Source organism: Dyadobacter fanqingshengii, from assembly GCF_023822005.2.
Lineage (GTDB): Bacteria > Bacteroidota > Bacteroidia > Cytophagales > Spirosomataceae > Dyadobacter > Dyadobacter fanqingshengii.
The window spans coordinates 3684035-3706529 of the sequence record NZ_CP098806.1; the positions used below are offsets into that span (position 1 = coordinate 3684035).

A 22495-nucleotide genomic window follows, 5' to 3' on the forward strand; every position below is an offset into this window, starting at 1 on the left:
GCGCCATTTATTATCAGGCAGTTTTACTATATCAGTATTAAAAAAGTTATATGTTACGTACCCATACCTGTGGAGAGTTAAGCTTAGAACATGTAAATCAAGAGGTTGTATTGTGTGGATGGGTTCAGCGTGTCCGCGATAAGGGCGGCATGATCTGGCTTGATTTGCGTGACCGCTATGGAATAACTCAGCTTCTGTTTGAAGAAGGAAAAACACAGGCTAATGTGCTTGAAATTGCACGTTCATTAGGTCGCGAGTTTGTTATTTCAGCAAAAGGTCAGGTGATCGAAAGGCTTTCGAAAAATGATAAAATCGCCACGGGTGATATCGAGATCCGCATTTCTGAACTAAATATATTGAATCCTGCAAAATTGCCTCCCTTCCTGATCGAGGACGAAACGGACGGTGGCGACGATATCCGGATGAAATACAGATATCTGGATTTGAGAAGAAATAATGTTCGTAAAAATTTACAATTAAGACATCAGGTTGCGCGTCACACACGTGCCTACCTGGATGAGCTTGACTTTATTGAGGTTGAAACACCCGTATTAATAAAATCCACACCGGAAGGCGCACGGGACTTTGTGGTTCCAAGTCGCATGAACCCGGGTGAATTTTATGCTTTGCCGCAATCACCGCAAACATTTAAACAATTGCTGATGGTAGCAGGCTTTGACCGTTATTATCAGATTGTGAAATGTTTCCGTGATGAAGATCTACGTGCGGACCGCCAGCCGGAATTTACACAGATCGACTGTGAAATGTCCTTTGTGACGCAGGAAGACGTTTTAAATACATTTGAAGGGCTTATCCGTAACTTATTCAGCAAAGTAAAAGGACTGGATCTGCCGGAAGTTCCCCGCATGACTTATGCAGATGCCATGCGCCTGTATGGCTCAGACAAGCCGGATATCAGGTTTGATATGCAATTTGTTGAATTGAAAGGAGCTGCGCAAGACCTTACTTCGGGCAAAGGTTTCAGTGTTTTTGATGATGCCGAACTGGTTGTAGGCATTTGTGCACCGGATAGCGCCGTATATACCCGCAAACAACTGGATGAATTAACGGAGTGGCTGAAACGTCCGCAAATAGGAGCAAAAGGGCTCATTTATGTGCGATATAATACCGATGGTTCACTGAAATCGTCCGTTGACAAATTCTACGCCGAAGAAGACATTAAGAAATGGGCTGAGGCGTTTAATGCTAAACCGGGAGATTTGATCCTGATCATTTCGGGAGCCGCAGACAAAGCGCGCAAGCAATTGAATGAACTCCGCCTGGAAATGGGAACGAGGTTAGGGCTGAGAAGTTCGGACGAGTACAGCGCATTATGGGTGCTGGATTTCCCACTTTTGGAATATGGAGAAGCTGAAAATCGCTGGTTTGCCATGCACCATCCTTTTACCAGTCCGAAGCCGGAAGATATTCCTTTGCTGGACAAAAATTTAGGAGCGGTTCGGGCCAATGCATACGATATGGTGATCAACGGCGTTGAAGTGGGCGGAGGTTCAGTCAGGATTTTCGAAAAAGAGCTGCAAAAGCAAATGTTCGGAATACTTGGATTTACCGAAGAAGAGGCTCAGGAGCAATTTGGATTCCTAATGAATGCATTCGAATTTGGCGCTCCTCCTCATGCAGGAATCGCGTTTGGATTTGACCGTCTTTGTTCGATTTTCGGCGGAGCAGATTCGATCAGGGACTTTATCGCGTTTCCTAAAAATAACTCAGGGCGTGATGTTATGATTGATTCTCCGTCTGTTATATCGGATGCACAATTAAAGGAACTGGCGATCAAAGTAGAATAGTTTAAATACTTATTGGATTAATATATTTATCGCGGGGAATTTAATTATTGTAAGATTTCGTAGTTTTGCTGCTTGCTTATTCGAGCACCCCGGATCAATTTAAAATGCGTTTCGACGCCATTTAATATAATTAACACTGCATGCATTATTTATCTAAAAAATTAAGCGCCATTCGGATAGCTTTTTTTATCCTACTGGTAAGTACAGCTACCCGAGCCCAAGATCCAGCGCCACAAACTCCGACCACCGTACCGAGTCAACCGAATCCAACACAAACCACTCAGCCACCTGTTTCTAATTCACAGGCTATTGAATTTTACAATCAGGCCAAGCAGTCAGGGATGTCTGATATGGACATTGAAAAAGCGGCTTTGCAGAGAGGTTACACGCTGGATGATATTTCTGCCATGCGCAAACGCCTGGAACAAACATCAAAAGACAACACGAAAAACGACCCCAATCGTGACCAGCTGGACGAAACCAGGGAGCAGGATGATCTGGATGAGTTAGAAGACGAAACAAATAACGAAAGGGATACAACAGCAGCAGGAAGAGCAAGATACAGAAGACTGAACCGGACATTTGGTTCGTCTTTCTTCCGCAGAACTTCCACCACTTTCGAGCCCAACCTCAGAATACCAACGCCGAGAAACTACATACTCGGGCCGGATGACGAACTTGTTGTTGACATTTACGGAAACTCGGTAGACAACTTCCGCATGAAGATCAGTCCCGAAGGAACGGTTAAAATGCTCAATCTAGCGCCGGTTTACGTCAACGGACTTACCATTGAGCAAGCCAGCGAACGAATTGTTAACAGGTTAAGACAAGCATATTCGAGCCTTAACCGCCCCGGCTCAGGAACATACTCTACGATCACCCTTGGCAATGTACGCAGTATCCGTGTCATGATCACCGGCGAGGTTGTCAGGCCTGGCACTTACACAGTTTCCTCATTAACGACTGCTTTTAACGCACTTTATGTTTCGGGAGGTCCGGGACGTAACGGTTCTTATCGTAACATTGAGGTAATTCGTAATAATCAGATTATTCGCCAAATTGACCTTTACCGGTTCCTCATAGACGCGGATTTACGAGACAACATTTCTCTGCAAGACCAGGACATCATTCTAATTCGCCCCTACGATACCCGTATAGAACTCACAGGCGAGGTTAAGAAGACAGGGATCTTTGAGGCGAAAGCCGGTGAGACAGTGAAGGATTTGTTCAAATACGCAGGCGGCTTTACTCCTGAGGCGTCCACCAAATTGATTCAATACCAGAGAAATACTGGTACTAATTTCGTGATCGGAAGCATTGATTCTGTTCAGGTCGGAACATTTGTACCAAAAAATGGCGACATATTTAGTGTCAAAAAAATACTTGATGTTGTCGCAAACCAGGTTGAAGTGCGGGGCGCCGTTACCAGGCCGGGCATTTATGCCCTGGACGAGCGTACAAAGACTGTCAAAGAATTAATAACGATCTCAGAGGGGATTAGTCCAAGAGCGTTCCTGAATCGTGCATTACTTGAAAGATCCAGCGGAGACACGCAGACAGGGCTTGTCGCCATTGATTTAAGAAAATTATTAAATAATGAAATTCCGGACATCGTATTATTGCCAGGCGACATTCTTACGATCAAGTCAGTCGAAGACCTGAAAGAATTCACATTTCTGTCCGTACGCGGCTCAGTAATCAATCCAGGTGAATACTACTATTATAAAGACATCACCATTGCCGATTTGATTTTCCAGGCAGGCGGCTACACAGAAGGCGGTATTCCCTATCGCATTGAAGTTTCCAGAAGGGTCAAGAATGATACGACCGGACTTCCAAATGATCAGAATGTACGGATTTTCACGCTGGACGTTGCGGACAACCTCACGCTGAATGAGCTCGACCAGAAGTTCGCGCTACACCCGTATGACATTGTGCTGGTGCGTAAATCACCAAGATATGAATCCCAGAAAATGGTAACCATTTTTGGTGAAGTAACTTATCCAGGCACTTACACGATCCTCAACAATTTTGAAAAAATATCTGATCTGTTCCCAAAAGCAGGCGGAATGAAGAAAGAAGCATACATTGAAGGTGCCAGATTCTACCGGAAACAAGAACTGGTGGCATTGGATTTAAAAGCGGTTTTAGAAAAACCTTCTCTGCCGTCCAACTTGCTTCTTGCTGACGGCGACACAATTTATGTTCCCAAAAAATCGGAAATGGTACGGATTCAAGGTGGAGTTTATAACCCATCTTTGGTGAATTTTGATCCTGGATTCAATTTTCATGAATACATTTCGCAAGCGGGTGGATTCATCGAGAGAGCTCGGAAGAACAGGATCTATGTTTCGTATCCCAACGGAAGAACGCATCGCACAAGCAAGTTTTTATTCTTCAGATCCTACCCCAAGGTTGAACCCGGATCTACTGTGACAGTTCCTGTGAAGGAACCAAAGCCTGAACAGCCCATGTCTCGCGGTGAAAGGTTAGCTATCATCTCGTTATTCACAACTTTGGCCATTGCTTTAATAAGAATTCTATAAACTGTATGGCTGAGATACAATCTGATAAAAACACCGACACACTTGAAATAAGCTTTTTTGAGGTTCTGGGGTTTTTCAAAAAATACTTATTGGTTCTTATAGCTGCTGCCGTACTGTCGGCTATTATCGGGGTGGCGTTCAGTTTCTTGCTTGCTAAGAGATATACCGCGCAGACCATCCTGTTGCCCGAACTTGGTTCCAGTAGAAACAGCTCCTTTTTTAGCATGGCTTTGGGCGGCGGATCTGATCCAAGCGGCAAATTGGTTCCTGAACTATACCCGAACATTCTTTCAACAATTCCTTTCGGACAGTATTTGTTGAAAATTCCGGTTGTTGACGAAAATAATGTATCCTACCCTTCTCTGGAAAGCTACATGAACCGAGACAGCTCACAGAGTTTTCTGTCCAGCTTAATGTCTTTTGGAAGAACACCTAAGGAAGACACTAAAGCTAAATCTCCCAATCCCAACATTAAGATCCTTGCGTTTACGTCCAAGCAGGAAAGGATGGTGAATGCCGCGAAAAACCTGGTGCAAGCCACAGTTGGAACCACTGATGGGATCATTACAATTGAAAGTGAAATGACCGATCCGGTTGTTGCAGCAATGGTGGTTGATGCCAGCGAGAAATATTTGATTGAATACGTCAGCGATTACACCATTTCCAAAACCACGCAGCAGGTTGACTTTCTCCAGAAACGTGTGCAGGAAGCCAGAAAAAGGCAACAAAGCGCTGAATATGCCTTGCAAGCTTACAGGGATACCCATAGAAACACTTTTCTGAATGTGGCCAGGATTGAAGAACAAAGGCTGCAAGCCGAGTATGTGCTTTCCCAGGCAATATATTCGGATCTGTCCACGAAGATGGAGCAATTTAAAATTCGTGAAAAAGAAGAGAAACCGGTTTTTAAAGTTCTTGAGCCCGTGCGCGTCCCACTAGCCAAAAGTAGCCCAAAACGTCTCTTTATCGGAATCATTTTTTCAGTTTTAGGCCTCTTTGCGACGCTTACCTATATCATTTTCTTCAAGGAAAAGCTTCACAAGCAACTTGTTTAGCACTATACATCTGTAAAACTATTTTTAAACTAAATCTCACTAACATGCTAGATTTGACCGGTAAATCGATACTTATAACAGGAGGAACTGGTTCTTTAGGTAAAGCATTAACCGCAACGATTTTCGAAAGATGGCCTAATGTGAAAAGGCTTGTCATCTTGTCCAGAGATGAACAAAAGCAATTTCAGATGGCGCAGGAATACACACCAAACAAATATCCCCAGATTCGTTTTTTTATTGGTGATGTGAGAGATGAGGAACGTTTACGGAGAGCTTTTAAAGGAATTGACTTTGTAATACATGCAGCAGCTATGAAGCATGTGCATATTGCTGAATACAACCCTACCGAATGTGTTAAGACCAATATCAATGGTGCTCAAAACGTCATCGCTGCGGCGCTGGATACGGAGGTAAGCCATGTGGTTGCGTTATCAACTGACAAAGCGGCGGCCCCGATCAATTTATACGGCGCCACGAAGCTTACTTCGGATAAACTGTTTATCGCGGCCAATAATATCCGCGGACGCAATCCCATTAAGTTTTCAGTAGTTAGATATGGAAATGTGATGGGCTCAAACGGATCGGTGATTCCTTTCTTTATTAATAAGAAAAAGGAAGGTGTGTTACCGATTACAGTGGAAAACATGACCCGCTTCAACATCTCGCTTAAAGGCGGCGTGGACATGGTTTTGCATGCATTGGAGACAGCCTGGGGAGGAGAACTTTTCGTTCCGAAAATTCCATCCTATAAGATACTTGATATCGCAGAAGCGATCGGACCAGAGTGCGAGCACCGCGTCATTGGCATCCGTCCGGGAGAAAAGATTCACGAGGAAATGATCACTACATCCGACTCATTCTTTACTTATGATCTGGGCAAATATTATGTTATAGTCCCTCAGACACCTGTTTGGAGCATTTCAAACTTCATTAGTCACTTCAATGCGACGAAAGTGCCGGACGGTTTCTCCTACAATTCCGGAGATAATACAGAATGGGAAACGGTTGAAAGTTTGCGGGCTTTGATCGTAGAGCACGTAGATCCCGACTTCACAGTTTAATTCTTCTTTGAATGATCCCATACGGAAAGCAAAATATAACCGAGGAAGACATTAGAGTCGTTACCGAGGTGTTAAAGTCAGATTATCTTACCCAAGGTCCCAATATTCAGCAATTTGAAACTGCTTTTGCTGAATATGTAGGGTCGAAATACGCGGTTGCGGTGGCAAATGGCACCGCTGCGTTGCATTTGTGTACACTTGCATTAGGTGTAAATCCTGGTGATAAAGTGATAACCACCTCGATTACTTTCGCAGCCTCGGCGAACTGCATCCGCTATTGCGGAGGGGAGGTTGTATTTGCAGATATCGACCCTTCAAGCTATCTGATTGATATACATTCAGTACGAAACTTGCTGGAAAACGCCGCCCAAGGGACATATAAAGGCATTGTTCCGGTTGATTTTGCAGGCAGCGCCGTGGATCTGGAAGCTTTCAAAGAGTTGGCGGATGAATTTGGCCTATGGATCATTGAAGACGCTTGTCATGCGCCGGGTGGTTTTTTTACAGACTCTGCTGGAAATCATCAGCTATGCGGAAACAGCAACTTTGCGGATCTCGCCATTTTTAGCTTTCATCCGGTCAAGCATATTGCTTGCGGAGAAGGCGGAATGATCACGACCAATAACTTGGAATTGTATCAGAAATTGCTTGCGCTCAGAACACATGGGATTGTAAAATCGAATGATCTGTATATAAACAGCATTGAGCTGGCCGGTGGAGCGGAACAGTATCCGGGCTGGTACATGGAAATGCAAACCTTGGGTTACAATTACCGCTTGACGGATTTTCAGGCTGCGTTGGGCGTAAGCCAGCTTAAAAGGGCCGACGCCGGCCTTGAAAAACGCAGGGCAATTGCTGCAACTTACCAGGCTGCGTTTTCTAACAAAGCATTCATATATGGACAAAGCGGCGTGGTAACAGGCCATGCGTATCACCTGTATATTATTGAGGTTGAGGATCGGTTAGGTTTATACAATTACCTGCGGGGAAAAGAGATTTTTGCGCAAATACACTATATACCTTGCCATTTAATGCCCTATTATCAAGGCTTGGGGTGGAAAATCGGTGATATGCCAAACGCCGAAGCGTACTATCGTGGATGTATCAGCCTGCCCATGTATCCCACGTTGACGGATGAAGAGCAGTCGTTTGTAATAGATGCTGTTAACGATTATTATAACAATGGGTAACTGCTTGGCAATCATACATTGATAATCCTGTCGAAGAACAAGTGCAGGATATAGACACACCATCGGATTGGTTGATGGCGGAAATGAAATACAAATTGCTTTATGATAAGTAAATTATATATCAGAACGGATGGAAGTTCCAGCATTGGCCTTGGTCATCTCGTCAGGTGTATAGCTTTGTCAAAAATGCTGGATGACAGCTTTAACATTCATTTTGCATGCAAACAAATTCCCGATAGCATTGCTGTCGAAATCCGGGATGCAGGCTTTGCCCTTCTTATCCTTCAAAACGACAATGAGCTATTGTCTGTCTTAACGCCCGAAGACATGGTTGTAGTCGACAGTTATGAGCTTGAAAGTGATTACCAGCAAGCAATTAAAAAAATTGGGTGCCAGTTAATTTGTATTGACGATCTGCACGAGAAACCTTCTTATGCAGATCTGATTTTAAATCATACACCCTGCGTATCCCCACAGGAATATAACGCACAACCATACACGCAATTTGCACTTGGCCCCTCCTATGCATTAATCCGTCCCGCATTTTTAGAACTTGCCGTAAAAGAGCGTGTGCAAGTTGATAGTGCTTCCGTTCTGATTTGTTTCGGAGGTTCGGATAGCAGAAATCTGACAAAAGTAGCATTAAGTGTAGTGTCGACTTTCAGCCAGTTTAAAAACATAGCAATAGTAACCGGGACTGCATATAGTCATCAACAGTCGTTAGATGAAATATTGGAACAGCAGGATAACGTTGTTCATTATCATAATATCAGCGCGGAGGAAATGGCGCAACGAATGTCAGAGGCTGATCTCTGCATTGTTCCAGCAAGTGGGATTTTGACAGAAGCACTTACTTCAGGCGCAAAGATTATTTCGGGAATGTATGTTGATAATCAGATATTTGTCTTTGAGAATTACAAGAGGGCAAATGCTTTTATCAGTGCTGAAAATTTTTCAGAAGAAAATCTTTTCCTCGCGGTTAAGAATTACTTTTCACAAGAACATGTAAAGGGTGCCCGGCTTGTTGATGGACAGTCTGGCGAGCGCATTAACAAACTTTTTCAGCAGCTGGTTAAAGAACGTGATTTTCATCTCCGCAGGGTTACCATTGAAGACGCGGAATTGACATACCAATGGGCATCCGATAAGAAGGTCCGCCAATATTCCCTTAGCCAAAGTACAATACAATTTGACGACCACCTTGCCTGGCTTTCCAGAAAATGGACAGATCCGAAATGTATATTTTATATTGCATTGTTTTGCGGAAAACCTGTTGGCTCCATTCGATTTGATTTGAATGATGGTGATGCGGTTATAAGTTATCTGCTGGATCCAGATTATCATGGCCAGGGCTTGGGGGCTGTGATGTTAAAAAAGGGCATTCTGTCCCTCGGTGAAGCTTCCGAAGACAAAATAGAACGGCTTTCCGGAATTGTAATGCCAGATAACATTTCATCTTGCAGAACATTTGAACGATTTGGATTTGAGAGAGAGCATGATGGTGAGAATTATAAATACACTATGAACATTCATGATGAAAATAGGAACATTTGATATAAATAAAAACAGTCCTGTATTTATCATCGCAGAACTGTCGGCTAACCATAATGGCAGCCTTGAAACAGCCATAAAAACGATCAGGGCGGCTAAACGAGCTGGTGCCGATTGCATAAAATTGCAAACCTACACTGCAGAAACGATTACCATTGATTCACGCCTGGATGATTTTCGCATTGGCGGAACAATTTGGGATGGTCAGTATCTTTTTGATTTGTATAAGGAGGCATATACCCCGTGGGAATGGCATGCGGAATTGTTTCGCGTGGCAAAAGAAGAAGGATTGGTTTGTTTTTCTTCTCCTTTCGACCCTACTGCCGTTGAATTTCTTGAAGAACTGAATGTGCCTGCATATAAGATCGCTTCGTTCGAAATCACCGATATTCCTTTAATTGAATTAGTCGCATCCAAGGGTAAGCCAGTCATTATTTCCACTGGTATAGCCACAGAAGAAGATATTCGGCTCGCTCTGGACGCTTGTGCAAGACAGGGTAACGATCAAATTGCGTTACTGAAATGCACATCGAGCTATCCTGCTCCGATTGCTGAGGCAAATATGACCATGATTAAAGACTTTGCAGAACGGTTCAATGTTATAAGCGGCCTTTCTGACCACACCATCGGTAACACTGTTCCTGTTGTAGCTACCGTTCTTGGCGCAAAAATCATTGAAAAGCATTTTATTTTAGACAGAGCCATCGGAGGCCCGGACGCTTCATTTTCCATGAACGAATCGGAATTCTCGGAAATGGTGAAATCCGTAAGAGAGGCGGAGCAAGCGATCGGTGTAGTAGACTATAAATTGACGGAAAAGCAGTCAAAAGGAAAGGACTTTTCTCGATCTTTATATGTGGTTGAGGACATTGCGGCCGGAGAGCTCATAACAGAATCGAATGTCCGCTCGATCCGTCCGGGTTTTGGTCTACATCCAAGACATTTGAAAGACATCCTCGGAAAGCCTGTTAACGCGGACCTGAAAAAAGGATCCCGGATGACATTGGATAAAATCGCCTAGTCACCTTTGCTTTTATACATGTAATACACTTTCCCTGCCATCATAGCCAAGAACCGTAGACAACATATTAGATTTCTCCCAAAGATAATAACTCCCGGTCTAGGATTACGAAAGCACATTAAATTGAAGTTATATTGAGCTACCTGAATAGCAAGCATACCTTGAAACATAGGATTGGCAGTATAAAAAAGCATCCGCTTGTTAAAAATAGTATATTGTATGTTATAACAGATGCTGTTAACAAAGCAGTTCCGTTTTTACTTCTTCCGTTACTTACACATTATTTACTTCCAGCCGATTACGGAATTGTTGCCAACTATAATGTTTATATCAATTTCCTGGTCATATTTATTGGGATCAGTTCTCAAAGCATTATTTCAGTCAATTTCTATAAATTGGATAAGGCAGAGATTGGCAAATATATATTTAACATATTCTTTGTAATTTCCATAACAATTACGACTTGCGGGCTGGTCATTTTTTTATTCCAGAAGCAAATAGAAGACTTTCTGTCTGTTGGCCAAATCTTTGTCGTGAGTGGGTTGGCAATCGGCCTTTCTCAGGTGCTAAGCTCGATAAGCCTAATCCTTTGGAGATTAGAAGAACGTCCATTGGCTTTTGGTGGTTACCAGATTTCCCAAACAATCTGTGATGTCACTATATCATTGATTTTGATCACGATGTTTGACATGGGATGGCGAGGAAGACTGATTGGCATTGGCACCAGTTCTATCATATATGGATCCATCAGCATCTTTTTATTATGGAAGCGCGGCTATTTAAGCGTCTATTATAATAAATTGTACATCAAGGAGACTCTGAGATTTTGCCTCCCGATGGTTCCTCATGCATTGAGCGTTTGGGCCAGGGCTGGATCTGATCGGCTCATCGTATCAAATCTGGCGGGTGTTTCCGCAAGTGGTATCTATGCGGCTGGATTCCAATTTGGTCTGCTCATTTCATTTCTGACGCTTGCTTTCAACAATGCTTACGCTCCGTTTATCTATAAAAGTTTATCATTAACGGATGAGCGTATCTTAGAGTCAAAAAAGCAAAAGCTGGTCAAATTCACCTATTTATACATTGCGGCGTTGCTTTTGTTAACATTCCTTGCATCCATTGCGTCCAATTTTGCAATAGACAATTTTTTGTCAGCAAAATATGCAGAGGCGAAAATGTATGTGGGCTGGGCGTTATTTTCACAAGCTTTTCAAGGGGTATATTTAATGTTCGCTACTTACATTTTTTACGTAAAGAGATCCGCATCGCTAGCCATTGTTACTTTTATTTGCTCCGCACTACAAGTTGCATCATCATATTATTTGGTGAGTAGCATTGGGCCGCTAGGAGCGGCATATTCAAATTTCACAATCAGTCTGCTCAACTGTATTGTTGTCATGATTCTTAGTGCAAGAGTCTATCCAATGCCTTGGTTAAATTTTCGCGTTCTCCTGGCCAGATAGCATTACCCAATTCACCATACGCTATGATTAACGACATAAAAAGGCAAATTGTAATACAGGCCGAAAAAACGAAAATCTTTCGGAAAATATATTGCGCAGTTAAAAGATATAAATCCGCTGACTTTCCTGTGCAGGTCAAGTCCCGGCAATCGGTCGACATTTTCGATCTTCAAAAATTGAGTGCACCACTCCCTTATCATCCTCATTTTTACTTTTATGACTGTAACTATTACGGAATACTTTTTCAGCTCTTGAAATATAGTAAAGTTGACATTAACGACAACGGTCTTCCACTCCACGAAATTTACCTGGAACATGGGATCATAATCGGAAATCTCGTCCGTGCAGATTCAGTTAACCTTGCAAGGAAAACATTGACTTTCAGCAAATACAGGTCACAGTTCATCTTAGAAAAAACAGGTAAGACGCCTAGTTTGATTGGCCCTTACATTCACTATGCCCAGGGAATTCTCAATCAGGAAGCTTTGTCGAAAACCAAAACAAGCTTAGGAAGGGTTCTTTTGGTTTTTCCAACCCATTCTATTGGGGCAGTTGCTGCGGAATATGATAAGAACCAGTTCTGCCTGGAAATCGAAAAACGAAAAGCCGGGTATGATACGGTACTGGTGTGTATGTACTGGAAAGATGCCCAAAACGGCGACCATGATTATTATCAAAAAATGGGTTATAAGCTTACCACCGCGGGTCACAGAGACGACCTGTATTTTTTAGATAGGTTGAAATCAATCATCTTGCTTGCTGATATGGTTATTTCAAACAGCACGGGAACCCATATCGGATACAGTCTTTTTCTGGGTAAACCGAATTACCTTTTCAAGCAGGATGTGGCATTGGTATCCAAATCTCAAAGTGGGGACATTTTATTAAGAAATCATTATCAAACGGAGGTAACGAACACAAAGAGTAAAGATAATCAACTGCTTTACGACACCTTTGATGTATTTGAGGAAAAGATCACTTCGGACCAGTATGAATTGGCAAAACACATTTGGGGTTTTGATTGCGTTAGAACACCTGAGGAATTAAAATCAATCTTACTTAATTAGTTCTTCATTGTGTATGAAAGTATCTGCACTCCATATCTCTATCAAAAAGGATCTCAAAATTGATATCCGGAAATTGATATGCATTAACCTTGTGCTAATTGCATTTTTTGATTCCTACCCAGTCTATAGCACAATTGTCCCGGTTCGTGTGTTTGTATATGGGTTGAAATTTCTTAATATGTATGCTCTTCTGGTGCTTTTGATCAGAAACAGCTACAAAAACTATATTCTCGCGGCATTAATATTTCCTGTTTGGTGGGCCTATTATAATGAGGACTCGCTGCTGACTTCAATTCAGTTGTTATATTCTGGTATTTTCCCAGTTTTAACCTTCGCGCTGCTGAGAGATGAGGAGCGATTTAAAGTAGCTCAATGGTACATAAAGTTATTTATTTGGTTATTGATAATTGGATTACCCATTTATCTGATCATCAACCTATTTGATATACCCCCGTTATTCTCTATTCAGCGTGGTGAGGTGGGGAAAGGACGGGTTTATGATAATTATCTGTTCTTTTACTGGAGCAGGGCAGGAGTGGAAAATCGGTTCAGCTCAGTTTTTGATGAGCCAGGTGTTGTCGGTACGATTATTCCCCTCATCATGTTCTACTATCGACGTATGCTTAGTCGTTTTGAGTTCTGGGTATTAATAATATCCGGAGTTCTTTCTTTATCTCTCTTCTTTCTAATTGTTTTCTTACCAGTAATATATTTTTCTAGCACTCGATTATTATCAACAAAACAGTTAGCCTTTCGTATTGCTTTTTCTACTGTTTTTATTTGTATTTCCTACGTAACCTTTGTTTTCGCGGCAAGGAGCACAAAGGACGATCCATTATTGTCGCACCGCGTTTACAATCGTTTCGAGTGGCAGAACGACTGGATTGTTGGGGTTGTAAATAACCGGGACACAAGGATCAGAGGTTTTGAATCCATGTATCAGGGCTTCATTGATGAAAGCGATGCAGATTTGTATACGGGACGTGGAAAAGATTATATGCTGAAAGTATACGGCGGATCAACATTATCGTATCGGGTATTTGTTTTGGAACGTGGGATACTCATTCTTTTCTACCTGGCTTTTCTATTCGCGTATTTCCATCCCTGGCGAAAGTATTTCATATTCAGCCTCATTTCCATGCTGATTTTAATGCTTGTGTTCTTTCAGCGGCCCAGTTTGTATTCAATCAATTACTTTGTCTTAGTATATGTTGGCTTGAAGTTGTTTGAAATGCAAGCCCAAAACAAGTCTGAAAAACTAGATCCAGATAATGAGAATAGTCCACATTATTCCATCTCTTAGCAGAGGTGGGGCAGAAAGATTTGTTGTTGATCTATGCAATGCGCTTGCCAACATCAAGGATACAGAGATTTATTTGATTTCATTAAAAGATAATGCTGTTCAAAACTCTTTTGTTTCAGAAATTAGCGACCGGGTGACGTATATTTCATTTGGAAAAAAAGCCGGATTCGATCCCAAAGTTTTATTGCAAGTCACGCAATGGATTCACAAGGTGAAACCCGATGTTGTTAATACCCATACCAGTTCGTTCGAATATCTGAACATTAATGTTTTTTTCAATGTCCCGTCAGGCATTAAAACTTTTCATACAGTCCATAACAGGGCCGCTCAGGAATGCCCGAACAGCCTTTTAAAAAAAGTCAGGAGCTATTATTATAGGACGGGCAAAGTAGTGCCAATTACCATTTCTCTCGATGGCAAGGCCACATTTAAAAACTATTATGATCTCACTAACGATCACTTGATTGTCAACGGCCGTCCTGAGCTTCATGTAACTCCGGAATTGACTGAGGTGAGGAGGACTTATCCGGTTAATGAAAAGGAGTATTTGTTGTTGAATGTAGGTCGGGTTGTGGAAGCGAAAAATCAGGCTATGCTGGTGCGTTCGGTTCAGGCTTTCAACCGGCGGGTTGCTGACAAAAAATGCAGGCTGCTAATTATTGGGGATTTAAGAGAACAGAATGTTGTAAATGAACTCAAAGACCTTATCAAAGGGGATCCCTTCATTGATCTGATTGGTGCGAAAGAAAATGTAGTGGATTACCTGTCCATTGCTGATGCCTTTTGCTTATCAAGTCATTATGAAGGAATGCCTATTTCCCTGATTGAAGCGCTGTCGCTCGGCTGTATTCCCATATGCACCCCAGTTGGCGGGATTAAAGAGATGCTTACAGATAAGGTGAATGGCTTCCTCAGCAACGATACAACCCAGGCAGCATATCTGGAAGCAATTATGAATTTTCATCTATCTGATAATAAAGAACATATAAAACTAAATTGTGTCCAGACATTCGCAAAAAACTATCATATCCGCTCAACTGCTGAAAATTATTACGCTTTATACAGGCAAAAAACGGCGTTAAACTAACGGAACTTGGCACGATTGTTACAGGCAAATTCAGTTCTGTCGCATCAGAAAATCAAATACTTCATTATGAAACTCTTATCACTCTGGGCAACGCTTGTCTTTCTGCAACTTCTAACTTTGGAAGCCTACTCTCAGCGGAAAGTCTTATCCTACGACTCACTGAAACATTCAAGCAGGGTTAGTAAAGCGGTTATTAACTTGAATATCCAAAAGGATTTCGGCGCGGTCCCTAATGACACGATCAATGACCACGCGGCATTCCAAGCCGCGTCTGAGTTCATTAATCGGCGGAAAGGAAATTGTGTATTAATCATCCCAACGGGTACTTACATTGTGGGTAAGCAAGAAAAATTGAAAAACCGCGATTACTTCTATCGTGGCACCGATGTTATCCAGATCTTAAACGCAACGAATGTTACAATCAGGGGTGAAGCCGGAAGCAAACTCAAATATGATGTCGGGTTAAGATTCGGAACGTTTGATCCGGCAGACGGGTCCAGTACTAACATCACGATGGATTGTACGCCGAAAACAAAAACAACGTCCAGTAAGCGCGCCGACCTGGGAAGGTGTATCGTCATTGGAAGCAGTCGCAATGTGGTTATTGAGAATCTGGAATTAGACGGAAACTTCTTTTCCGAAACTCTCAATAATATGAACAGTTACAACCTGAAATGTACCGGCAAAAAAAGCGCAGAATTTGACCCGAAAAAGATTAACATCGGAGGTGGTTACGGCGATTGTGGAATCCAGCTGGCACATTATGGCGTCTTTGTATCACATTCAGGCGATGTTGTAATACGAAAAGTGACTGCGAAGAGATTTGGATTGGACGGCATACAGGTTGCTAATTCTCATACAGAACCTGGTCAAAAAAATGTAAAAATTATACAGTGCAAGCTGGATTTTAATGCCCGGACAGGTCTGGCACTGACCGGCGGCGATAAGATGGAGATTACAGGCACTTCCCTCACCAACACCGGAGGTTGTATGTATGCGTCCACGGGAACCGGCGTTGACATTGAGGCTCAGATTGACGCAAAAAGAAAAGAAAAACTGGTGACTAATGTTAAGTTCACGAACTGCAAGTTCGCCAACAACAGCTCCGGGGAAATTTTGGCTAAATTTGGATTGGGTTCGTCCAATATCACATTTGAAGGGTGTGACATTAAAAGTTCAACCCGGGCGATCAATCTTGGAAGGAAAAACACAGGATACAAATTCGTTAACAACAGGATCAGCGGCACCAAAATTATTCTTTTAGAAGGTCAAAAAATTGACATCAGGGATGAAGTTCAGTCCAAAAGTTCGCGAACCACTAATACATTGCGCACATCGAGCCCGGAGAATGTCTTCCAAAACAATGTATTGGTAGACTAGGGCACCCCTTTTCGCTATGCGCGGTAACTGTATAAAAAGCTTGAATGAAAGTATTAGTAATCACCAATGATATTTCTCAAGGCGGCGGAGAAAAGCTCCTGGCCTCCTCTCTCCCCATTTTTAAAAAGAAAGGCGTTGATATCGCCCTGCTGCTGCTGAATGCAAAAGGATCTGTACCCGCTTTTTTATCGGATATCCAAAACTCCAGTATTGCGATTCATGATCTCAGTATCGACAACTTTTATAACCCGTTATGTGCCTGGGAAATACGCAAGTTTCTTGAAGCAAATTCCTATGACGTTGTTCACGTTCACTTGTTTCCGGCGCTTTATTGGGCAAGCCTGGCTGTCTCATTCATGAAGGTCAAGCCGGTTTTGATCTTTACGGAGCATAGTAATCACAACAAAAGACGTAATAAAAAATATTTGCAGAAAATCGAGCAGGCTGCGTACAGGCCCTATTCTGCTATTATTGCGATTACTGACAGCGTGAAAGAAAAACTGGCCCAATGGATTAACCAAAGCACCAAAATCCAGACCATCAACAATGGCGTGGACCTCAGTACTATTGCCAATGCTCCGAAACTTGACAGATCCGCCTTATGCGCCCAACTGAGCATTCCCCCCAATGCAAAGCTCATGCTGATGGCTGCCAGCTTCAGGTATCCGAAGGACCAGGGAGCGGTTATTAAAGCTTGTGCAATTTTAGGAGAAGGTTATCATATTTTGCTTGCGGGCGAAGGCGAATTGAAAGAAAAAACCCAGGCGCTGGCTGTCGAGTCCGGCGTAAAAAATCAAGTGCATTACCTGGGTTTCCGAACGGATATTTCTTCTTTGATGAAAACCGTGGATTTAAACATTCTTTCATCCGCGTACGAAGGAATGTCTGGCGTTACACTGGAATCGCTCGCGGCTGCGGTTCCGTTTCTTGGTTCAGATGTTGCCGGGATCAGTGAAATTGTACCCGGCAAATCTTTCCTTTTTGATCCTGGGAACGAACATGATTTAGCTGGTAAGATCGCATCCATTCTACAAAATCCCGACTTGTCCAGAAGCATGATAACGGAGGCTTCTGCATTTGTTAAAAAATTTGACATGGAATACATGGTTGATAAATACATCCAACTGTACGAAATGCTGCTAAATCGGTAATTACTGGACTAACGTTCAGCTTTTTTGTCTCATATTGCAATTTATTCATAGTACAAGTTCGTAAATATTCTACAAGTGTTTTAGGTTATTGTTATTTTGCTAGTTAAATTTGTTCTACAAATCTAGAATTAGTTCTATATTTGAACAACTTAATTAAACATCGTAACATGACAACTTGGTTATCAAAATGCTTCTGCCTTGTGTTAATCAGTATGCTGGCACTTTCATCTACGTATACAAATGCAATTGACCCCATCCGTTTTTCAATAAGTACATCGGCCACAGAAGTTTTGGTCAATGAAGAATTTGAAATCAAGATCAAGGCAGATCTCTTAAATATTCCTACCAATACAGTTTACGTTTTCGAAAGTGCCCGAGCATTTCGCTTAAAAGTGATCCTGCCGGAAGGATTTCGGCAAACCGGAGGATCTTTTAATGACTTTATTGAAGGCGAATTGAGCGGTAACAAGCCTTCCGCTTTTTACACAATCAAAGGAAAATTTGTGAGTGCCGAGAGATCTGGTGTCTTCCAGCTGCTCAGAAGCCATAAGTCTGCAAACAGTGCCAGCCAGTTCGTCGAGGTGGACAGGCTTTCGTTCGGCATGACCGAGGGCTTGCCGGAAGGAGCGGCAAATGCCCGCATCGCACTCGCAGGAACCGTGTCATATGTCCCTTACCTCAGTATGTCGGCCCTGAGATCCATTGCGGATACTGCCACCAGCGTTTTCATCACAGATCAGGGCGGAGCCGGAATTTTCAAGCATAACCCGTCCTCGACCAAAGCGGATGATGGCGCCCTGACAATCATTACGTCGGGCAAAAGATATGAACGCGTTTACTCGGGCCCGGTAAATGTTGAGTGGTTCGGTGTAGTCGGTGACGGGGCGACAGACAATACTGTGGCGTTACAAGCAATGCTTGACAGAGCGGATATCAGCAGCATCTACTTCCCAAAACCAGCCGTATCTTATCGGATTAAAAGATTGAACCTACGCTCAAACAAAACGCTCATCCTAGATGAGGGTACTATTGTTGAGGGGCTTGGCACTTTGGGCGCTGAGGAAAGAATGATCATGATGAACAATGTGCAAAATATATCCATAAAAGGAACCAATGTTGTTTTTAAAGATCAAAAAGCGAAATATACCAGTGGAGAACAGCGGCATATCTTTGCCATGCTGGGTGTGACAAATGTTACTATCGAAGGCGTTGCTGCAAACAACAGCGGTGGAGACGGTTTTTACATCGGAGTGAGCACCACGCAGAAATTCTCGGAAAATGTTAGACTGATCAACGTTAGCGCCGACAATAACAGACGGCAGGGTCTTTCAATTGTTTCAGGTAAGAACATTGAAGTTGTTAGTTCGGTATTTTCGAATTCAAACGGCACTGCTCCGAATGCCGGGATTGACATTGAACCCAACAATCCTGACGAATTTCTGGAAGGCATCCGCATCACGAACCCGACCACAAGAAACAACGCCGGCGGCGGCATAGTGATACTTATTGATGATTTCAAGGGAACAAATCGCGTGGTAGACATTACCATTACCAATCATAATGATGACGGCAGCGTGTACGGGGCCTATGTTTCCAGGGCAACCGGCGCTATTGCAGGAACCATTACGTTTCATAGTCCGGTTTGGAAAAATAATCGTGCAAATGGCTTTTGTGCCAGCAATTACAGTTCGAACGCCTGCACTCTTCTGGTGAATGATCCCACGGTAATCAACTGCAACGTGGCTGGGTCGACTCACGCCGTGTTTGGCTCGGCAATACTGGTATATCGTGAAGCTAGTGCATTGGGTGACGCGAATGTTGGCAACGTTCATATTATCCGGCCCAGGGTCCAGGATACCAGGAGCCCCAGAAAAATTGTTTCTGCATTTGCATTTGAAGACATTTCAAAAAAAGGGGCTGTTAAAAATTGCAGTCTCATAGACCCTGTAACGCTGGATGGCCTTGACGTCTTGAAATATGTACATTTTGCCGTTTTGGAAAATTTGGCACTATCCGACAAGCACGAGAAACTGACTTTTGACATTGCCCAGGCGAACAGAACCCTTACGTATGGCTTTTACAAAAGAGTATTCCATAACGCAACTTCAACCGGACTAAGGACCATTTCACTGAACGGTTTGCCCGCTAACTATCCTGAAATAACTTTTGAAGTTCGGAACGGACAGATTTTGCGCCTCATACCACACGTAAATGATAACATTTTGCCGCTTTCGGCCAATAATGGTAAGTATATCCAATGCAATGTCGTGGGCAGTAAAATTACGCTTCGCAAAACCACTACAAATTCATGGCAGGTGAAGGAGATGATCGGAACCTGGACAGTGCAGCCTTGATGCTTTAACCGCGAGCAAGACAACTTCCATAACATTTTTACATCAAAGGCAACCGATTTTTCCGCGTATCAACTATTTTTGTCAATTATTGACAATTATAACAGACTATATGCACCTAGAAAATAAGACAATTTGTGTAATCGGCCTTGGTTATGTGGGCCTGCCTCTCGCAGTTGAATTTGGTAAAATTTTTGAAACAATAGGGCTTGACATTGATCAGCAAAGAATTAGTGAACTCGTTAATCATTTTGATCGAACACTTGAAGTTGATTCCGACGGTTTAAAAGCTGCCGCAAAATTGAGGTTCACCTCAGACCCGAGCGAGATTCAAAAAGCCTCAATCTTCATCATCACAGTTCCAACCCCGGTTGACCAATTTAACAACCCCGATCTCACTCCTGTCAGAAAAGCCACGGAAACTGTTGCACGAAATTTAAAAGTAGGTGACATTGTCATCTATGAATCAACGGTTTACCCTGGTGTCACGGAAGATTACTGTGTTCCGATCCTCGAAAAAATTTCCGGGTTGACATTTAATCAGGATTTTTTCTGCGGTTATTCTCCGGAAAGGATCAATCCAGGCGACAAGCACCACACTTTAACCAAAATCAGAAAGGTAACTTCCGGATCAACTCCCGAGATCGCAGAAGAAGTAAATAATTTATACGGCGCTATCATTACTGCGGGCACATTCAAGGCGTCAAGCATCAAGGTTGCCGAATCTGCCAAAGTGATAGAAAATGCGCAGCGCGACATCAACATTGCCTTTGTAAACGAACTCGCGAAGATCTTCAACTTGCTGAAAATTGATACGAGCGAAGTGCTGGAAGCAGCTGGAACAAAATGGAACTTTCTTCCTTTCAAACCGGGGCTGGTAGGCGGGCACTGCATTGGTGTAGACCCGTTTTATCTGGCGCAAAAGGCTAAGGAAGTTGGTTACCACCCCGAAATCATTCTGGCCGGCCGAAGGTTGAATGATTCCATGGGCTCGTATGTTGCTACCCAGTTTATCAAACTGCTTATACAAAGTGAACGTAAAATAAAAGGCCAGGATGTGCTGGTTCTCGGAATTACTTTCAAAGAAAACTGCCCGGACATCCGCAATAGCAGAGTAATAGACATTATCAGAGAACTGGAATCTTACGAAATGAATGTTCATGTTTATGATCCATGGGCCAACAAAGATGAAGTCCAGCATGAATACGGGATCACGTTAATCGATAATCTGGAAGAAATTGAAAAATATCAGGGCATCATCGCTGCCGTGGGGCACGACCAATTGCTTGATCTTCAAATACCCTCAGGAGAAAATGGCCCGATCGTTTACGATGTAAAAGGAATATTTCCGAAAGAAAAAATGTACGCCAGGCTGTAATAGCATGCCGGTATATTCATTAATAAACTTCAATTGCGTTTCTCAGTATACATTTCGCCGTTTTGTATCCCATGACTTTCAATAAATATCATCAGCAGGATATCTCATCCTCCAAGTTTTTAGTAACCGGAGGTGCCGGGTTTATCGGCTCAAATATCGTCGCTTATCTTGTTCATTATCAAGCAGCCAAGATTGTTGTCCTGGATAATTTGTCAACCGGTTATCTGGAAAACATTGCTGAATTTATAAACAACGGTCAGGTTCAATTCATTGAAGGGGACATCCGGGATTACAAAACCTGCACAGAGGCCATGCAGGGAATTGATTTTGTTTTGCATGAAGCAGCTCTCGGTTCGGTTCCGAGAAGTATCAATGACCCTATTACTACCAATGATGTCAATATCAGCGGCTTCCTGAATGTATTGCAAGCTGCCAAAGAAGCCGGAGTAAAAAGAATGGTATACGCTGCATCGTCATCCACTTATGGCGACAGCCCTTCGCTGCCCAAACAGGAAGCGATCATTGGAAATCCTTTATCGCCTTATGCGGTCACCAAATATGTGAACGAACTTTATGCAGATGTTTTTTCCCGCACTTACCAGTTCCATAGCATTGGCCTGAGGTATTTCAATGTTTTTGGGCCAAAACAAAACGTTAATGGGCCATATGCCGCAGTAATTCCGTTATTTATAACTCAAATTTTGAATGGGGAAAGACCTGTGATCAATGGTGACGGACTTACCTCAAGAGACTTTACATTCGTATCAAATGTGGTTCAGGCCAATATTAAGGCGCTGCTTACAGACAACATTGTGAAGCATGAAGTTTTTAATGTGGCCTGCAACGAGCAAACTTCACTGACTCAACTGGTATCTGCCATTACTGAAAATCTGGGCAGCTCACTGGAACCCATTTACAAGCCGGAAAGAAAAGGAGATGTAAAGCATAGCCTCGCCGATATTTCAAAAGCCAGCAATCAATTGCATTATCAACCTGAAATCCTGTTTAAAGATGGCTTGAAGGAAACCATTACGTATTTTCAAGAATTGATTGGCGCGTCCTGATCATTGCTGATGTAACAGC

Annotated in this window: 16 protein-coding genes; all 16 read left to right on the top strand. The window is 42.7% G+C overall.

What is annotated here, in order from left to right; translation table 11 throughout:
• Positions 1-50 precede the first annotated feature (50 nt).
• The 16 genes from aspS (at position 51) to NFI81_RS15370 (ending at position 22476) form a co-directional block, all read left to right on the top strand.
• Complete coding sequence (aspS, locus tag NFI81_RS15295; protein WP_234611575.1) at positions 51-1808, top strand: aspartate--tRNA ligase; 1758 nt, start codon at positions 51-53, stop codon at positions 1806-1808.
• Between the two features lie 341 nt (positions 1809-2149).
• The gene (locus NFI81_RS15300) at positions 2150-4354 is read left to right on the top strand and encodes an SLBB domain-containing protein (RefSeq protein WP_234611574.1); all 2205 of its coding nucleotides are present in this window, start codon (positions 2150-2152) and stop codon (positions 4352-4354) included.
• 5 nt (positions 4355-4359) lie between these two features.
• Positions 4360-5409 (top strand): Wzz/FepE/Etk N-terminal domain-containing protein, encoded by a 1050-nt coding sequence (locus NFI81_RS15305; protein WP_234611573.1) that lies wholly within the window; start codon positions 4360-4362, stop codon positions 5407-5409.
• 44 nt (positions 5410-5453) lie between these two features.
• Positions 5454-6470 carry a UDP-N-acetylglucosamine 4,6-dehydratase (inverting) gene (gene pseB, locus NFI81_RS15310; protein WP_234611572.1) on the top strand — a complete coding sequence of 339 codons (1017 nt, stop codon included), beginning with the start codon at positions 5454-5456 and terminating at the stop codon, positions 6468-6470.
• Between the two features lie 11 nt (positions 6471-6481).
• Entirely contained in the window at positions 6482-7660 is a 1179-nt protein-coding gene (gene pseC / locus NFI81_RS15315; RefSeq protein ID WP_234611571.1) for a UDP-4-amino-4,6-dideoxy-N-acetyl-beta-L-altrosamine transaminase, read from the top strand.
• A gap of 102 nt (positions 7661-7762) precedes the next feature.
• Positions 7763-9214 carry a UDP-2,4-diacetamido-2,4,6-trideoxy-beta-L-altropyranose hydrolase gene (gene pseG / locus NFI81_RS15320; RefSeq protein ID WP_234611570.1) on the top strand — a complete coding sequence of 484 codons (1452 nt, stop codon included), beginning with the start codon at positions 7763-7765 and terminating at the stop codon, positions 9212-9214.
• Positions 9192-10232, top strand: coding sequence for a pseudaminic acid synthase (gene pseI, locus NFI81_RS15325; RefSeq protein WP_310589225.1), 1041 nt, complete (start codon positions 9192-9194; stop codon positions 10230-10232). The genes pseG and pseI overlap by 23 nt, the downstream gene beginning before the upstream one ends.
• Positions 10233-10393: 161 nt before the next feature.
• The gene (locus NFI81_RS15330; protein WP_255717256.1) at positions 10394-11695 is read left to right on the top strand and encodes a lipopolysaccharide biosynthesis protein; all 1302 of its coding nucleotides are present in this window, start codon (positions 10394-10396) and stop codon (positions 11693-11695) included.
• 251 nt (positions 11696-11946) lie between these two features.
• Positions 11947-12762, top strand: coding sequence for a hypothetical protein (locus tag NFI81_RS15335; protein WP_234611568.1), 816 nt, complete (start codon positions 11947-11949; stop codon positions 12760-12762).
• Positions 12763-12940: 178 nt separating this feature from the next.
• Positions 12941-14065 carry a hypothetical protein gene (locus tag NFI81_RS15340; RefSeq protein WP_234611567.1) on the top strand — a complete coding sequence of 375 codons (1125 nt, stop codon included), beginning with the start codon at positions 12941-12943 and terminating at the stop codon, positions 14063-14065.
• The gene (locus tag NFI81_RS15345; protein WP_234611566.1) at positions 14034-15152 is read left to right on the top strand and encodes a glycosyltransferase; all 1119 of its coding nucleotides are present in this window, start codon (positions 14034-14036) and stop codon (positions 15150-15152) included. The genes NFI81_RS15340 and NFI81_RS15345 overlap by 32 nt, the downstream gene beginning before the upstream one ends.
• 66 nt (positions 15153-15218) lie before the next feature.
• A complete protein-coding gene (locus NFI81_RS15350) occupies positions 15219-16532 on the top strand; it encodes a right-handed parallel beta-helix repeat-containing protein (protein WP_234611565.1) in 1314 nt (437 codons plus the stop codon).
• Positions 16533-16576: 44 nt separating this feature from the next.
• A complete protein-coding gene (locus tag NFI81_RS15355) occupies positions 16577-17683 on the top strand; it encodes a glycosyltransferase (RefSeq protein WP_234611564.1) in 1107 nt (368 codons plus the stop codon).
• Between the two features lie 167 nt (positions 17684-17850).
• Complete coding sequence (locus tag NFI81_RS15360; protein WP_234611563.1) at positions 17851-20037, top strand: glycoside hydrolase family protein; 2187 nt, start codon at positions 17851-17853, stop codon at positions 20035-20037.
• A 109-nt stretch (positions 20038-20146) separates the two neighbouring features.
• On the top strand, positions 20147-21412 hold the full coding sequence (locus NFI81_RS15365) for a nucleotide sugar dehydrogenase (RefSeq protein ID WP_234611562.1): 1266 nt from the start codon (positions 20147-20149) through the stop codon (positions 21410-21412).
• Between the two features lie 71 nt (positions 21413-21483).
• Positions 21484-22476: an SDR family oxidoreductase gene (locus NFI81_RS15370; protein ID WP_234611561.1), complete on the top strand. Its 993-nt coding sequence runs from the start codon at positions 21484-21486 to the stop codon at positions 22474-22476.
• The last annotated feature ends 19 nt before the right edge of the window (positions 22477-22495 follow it).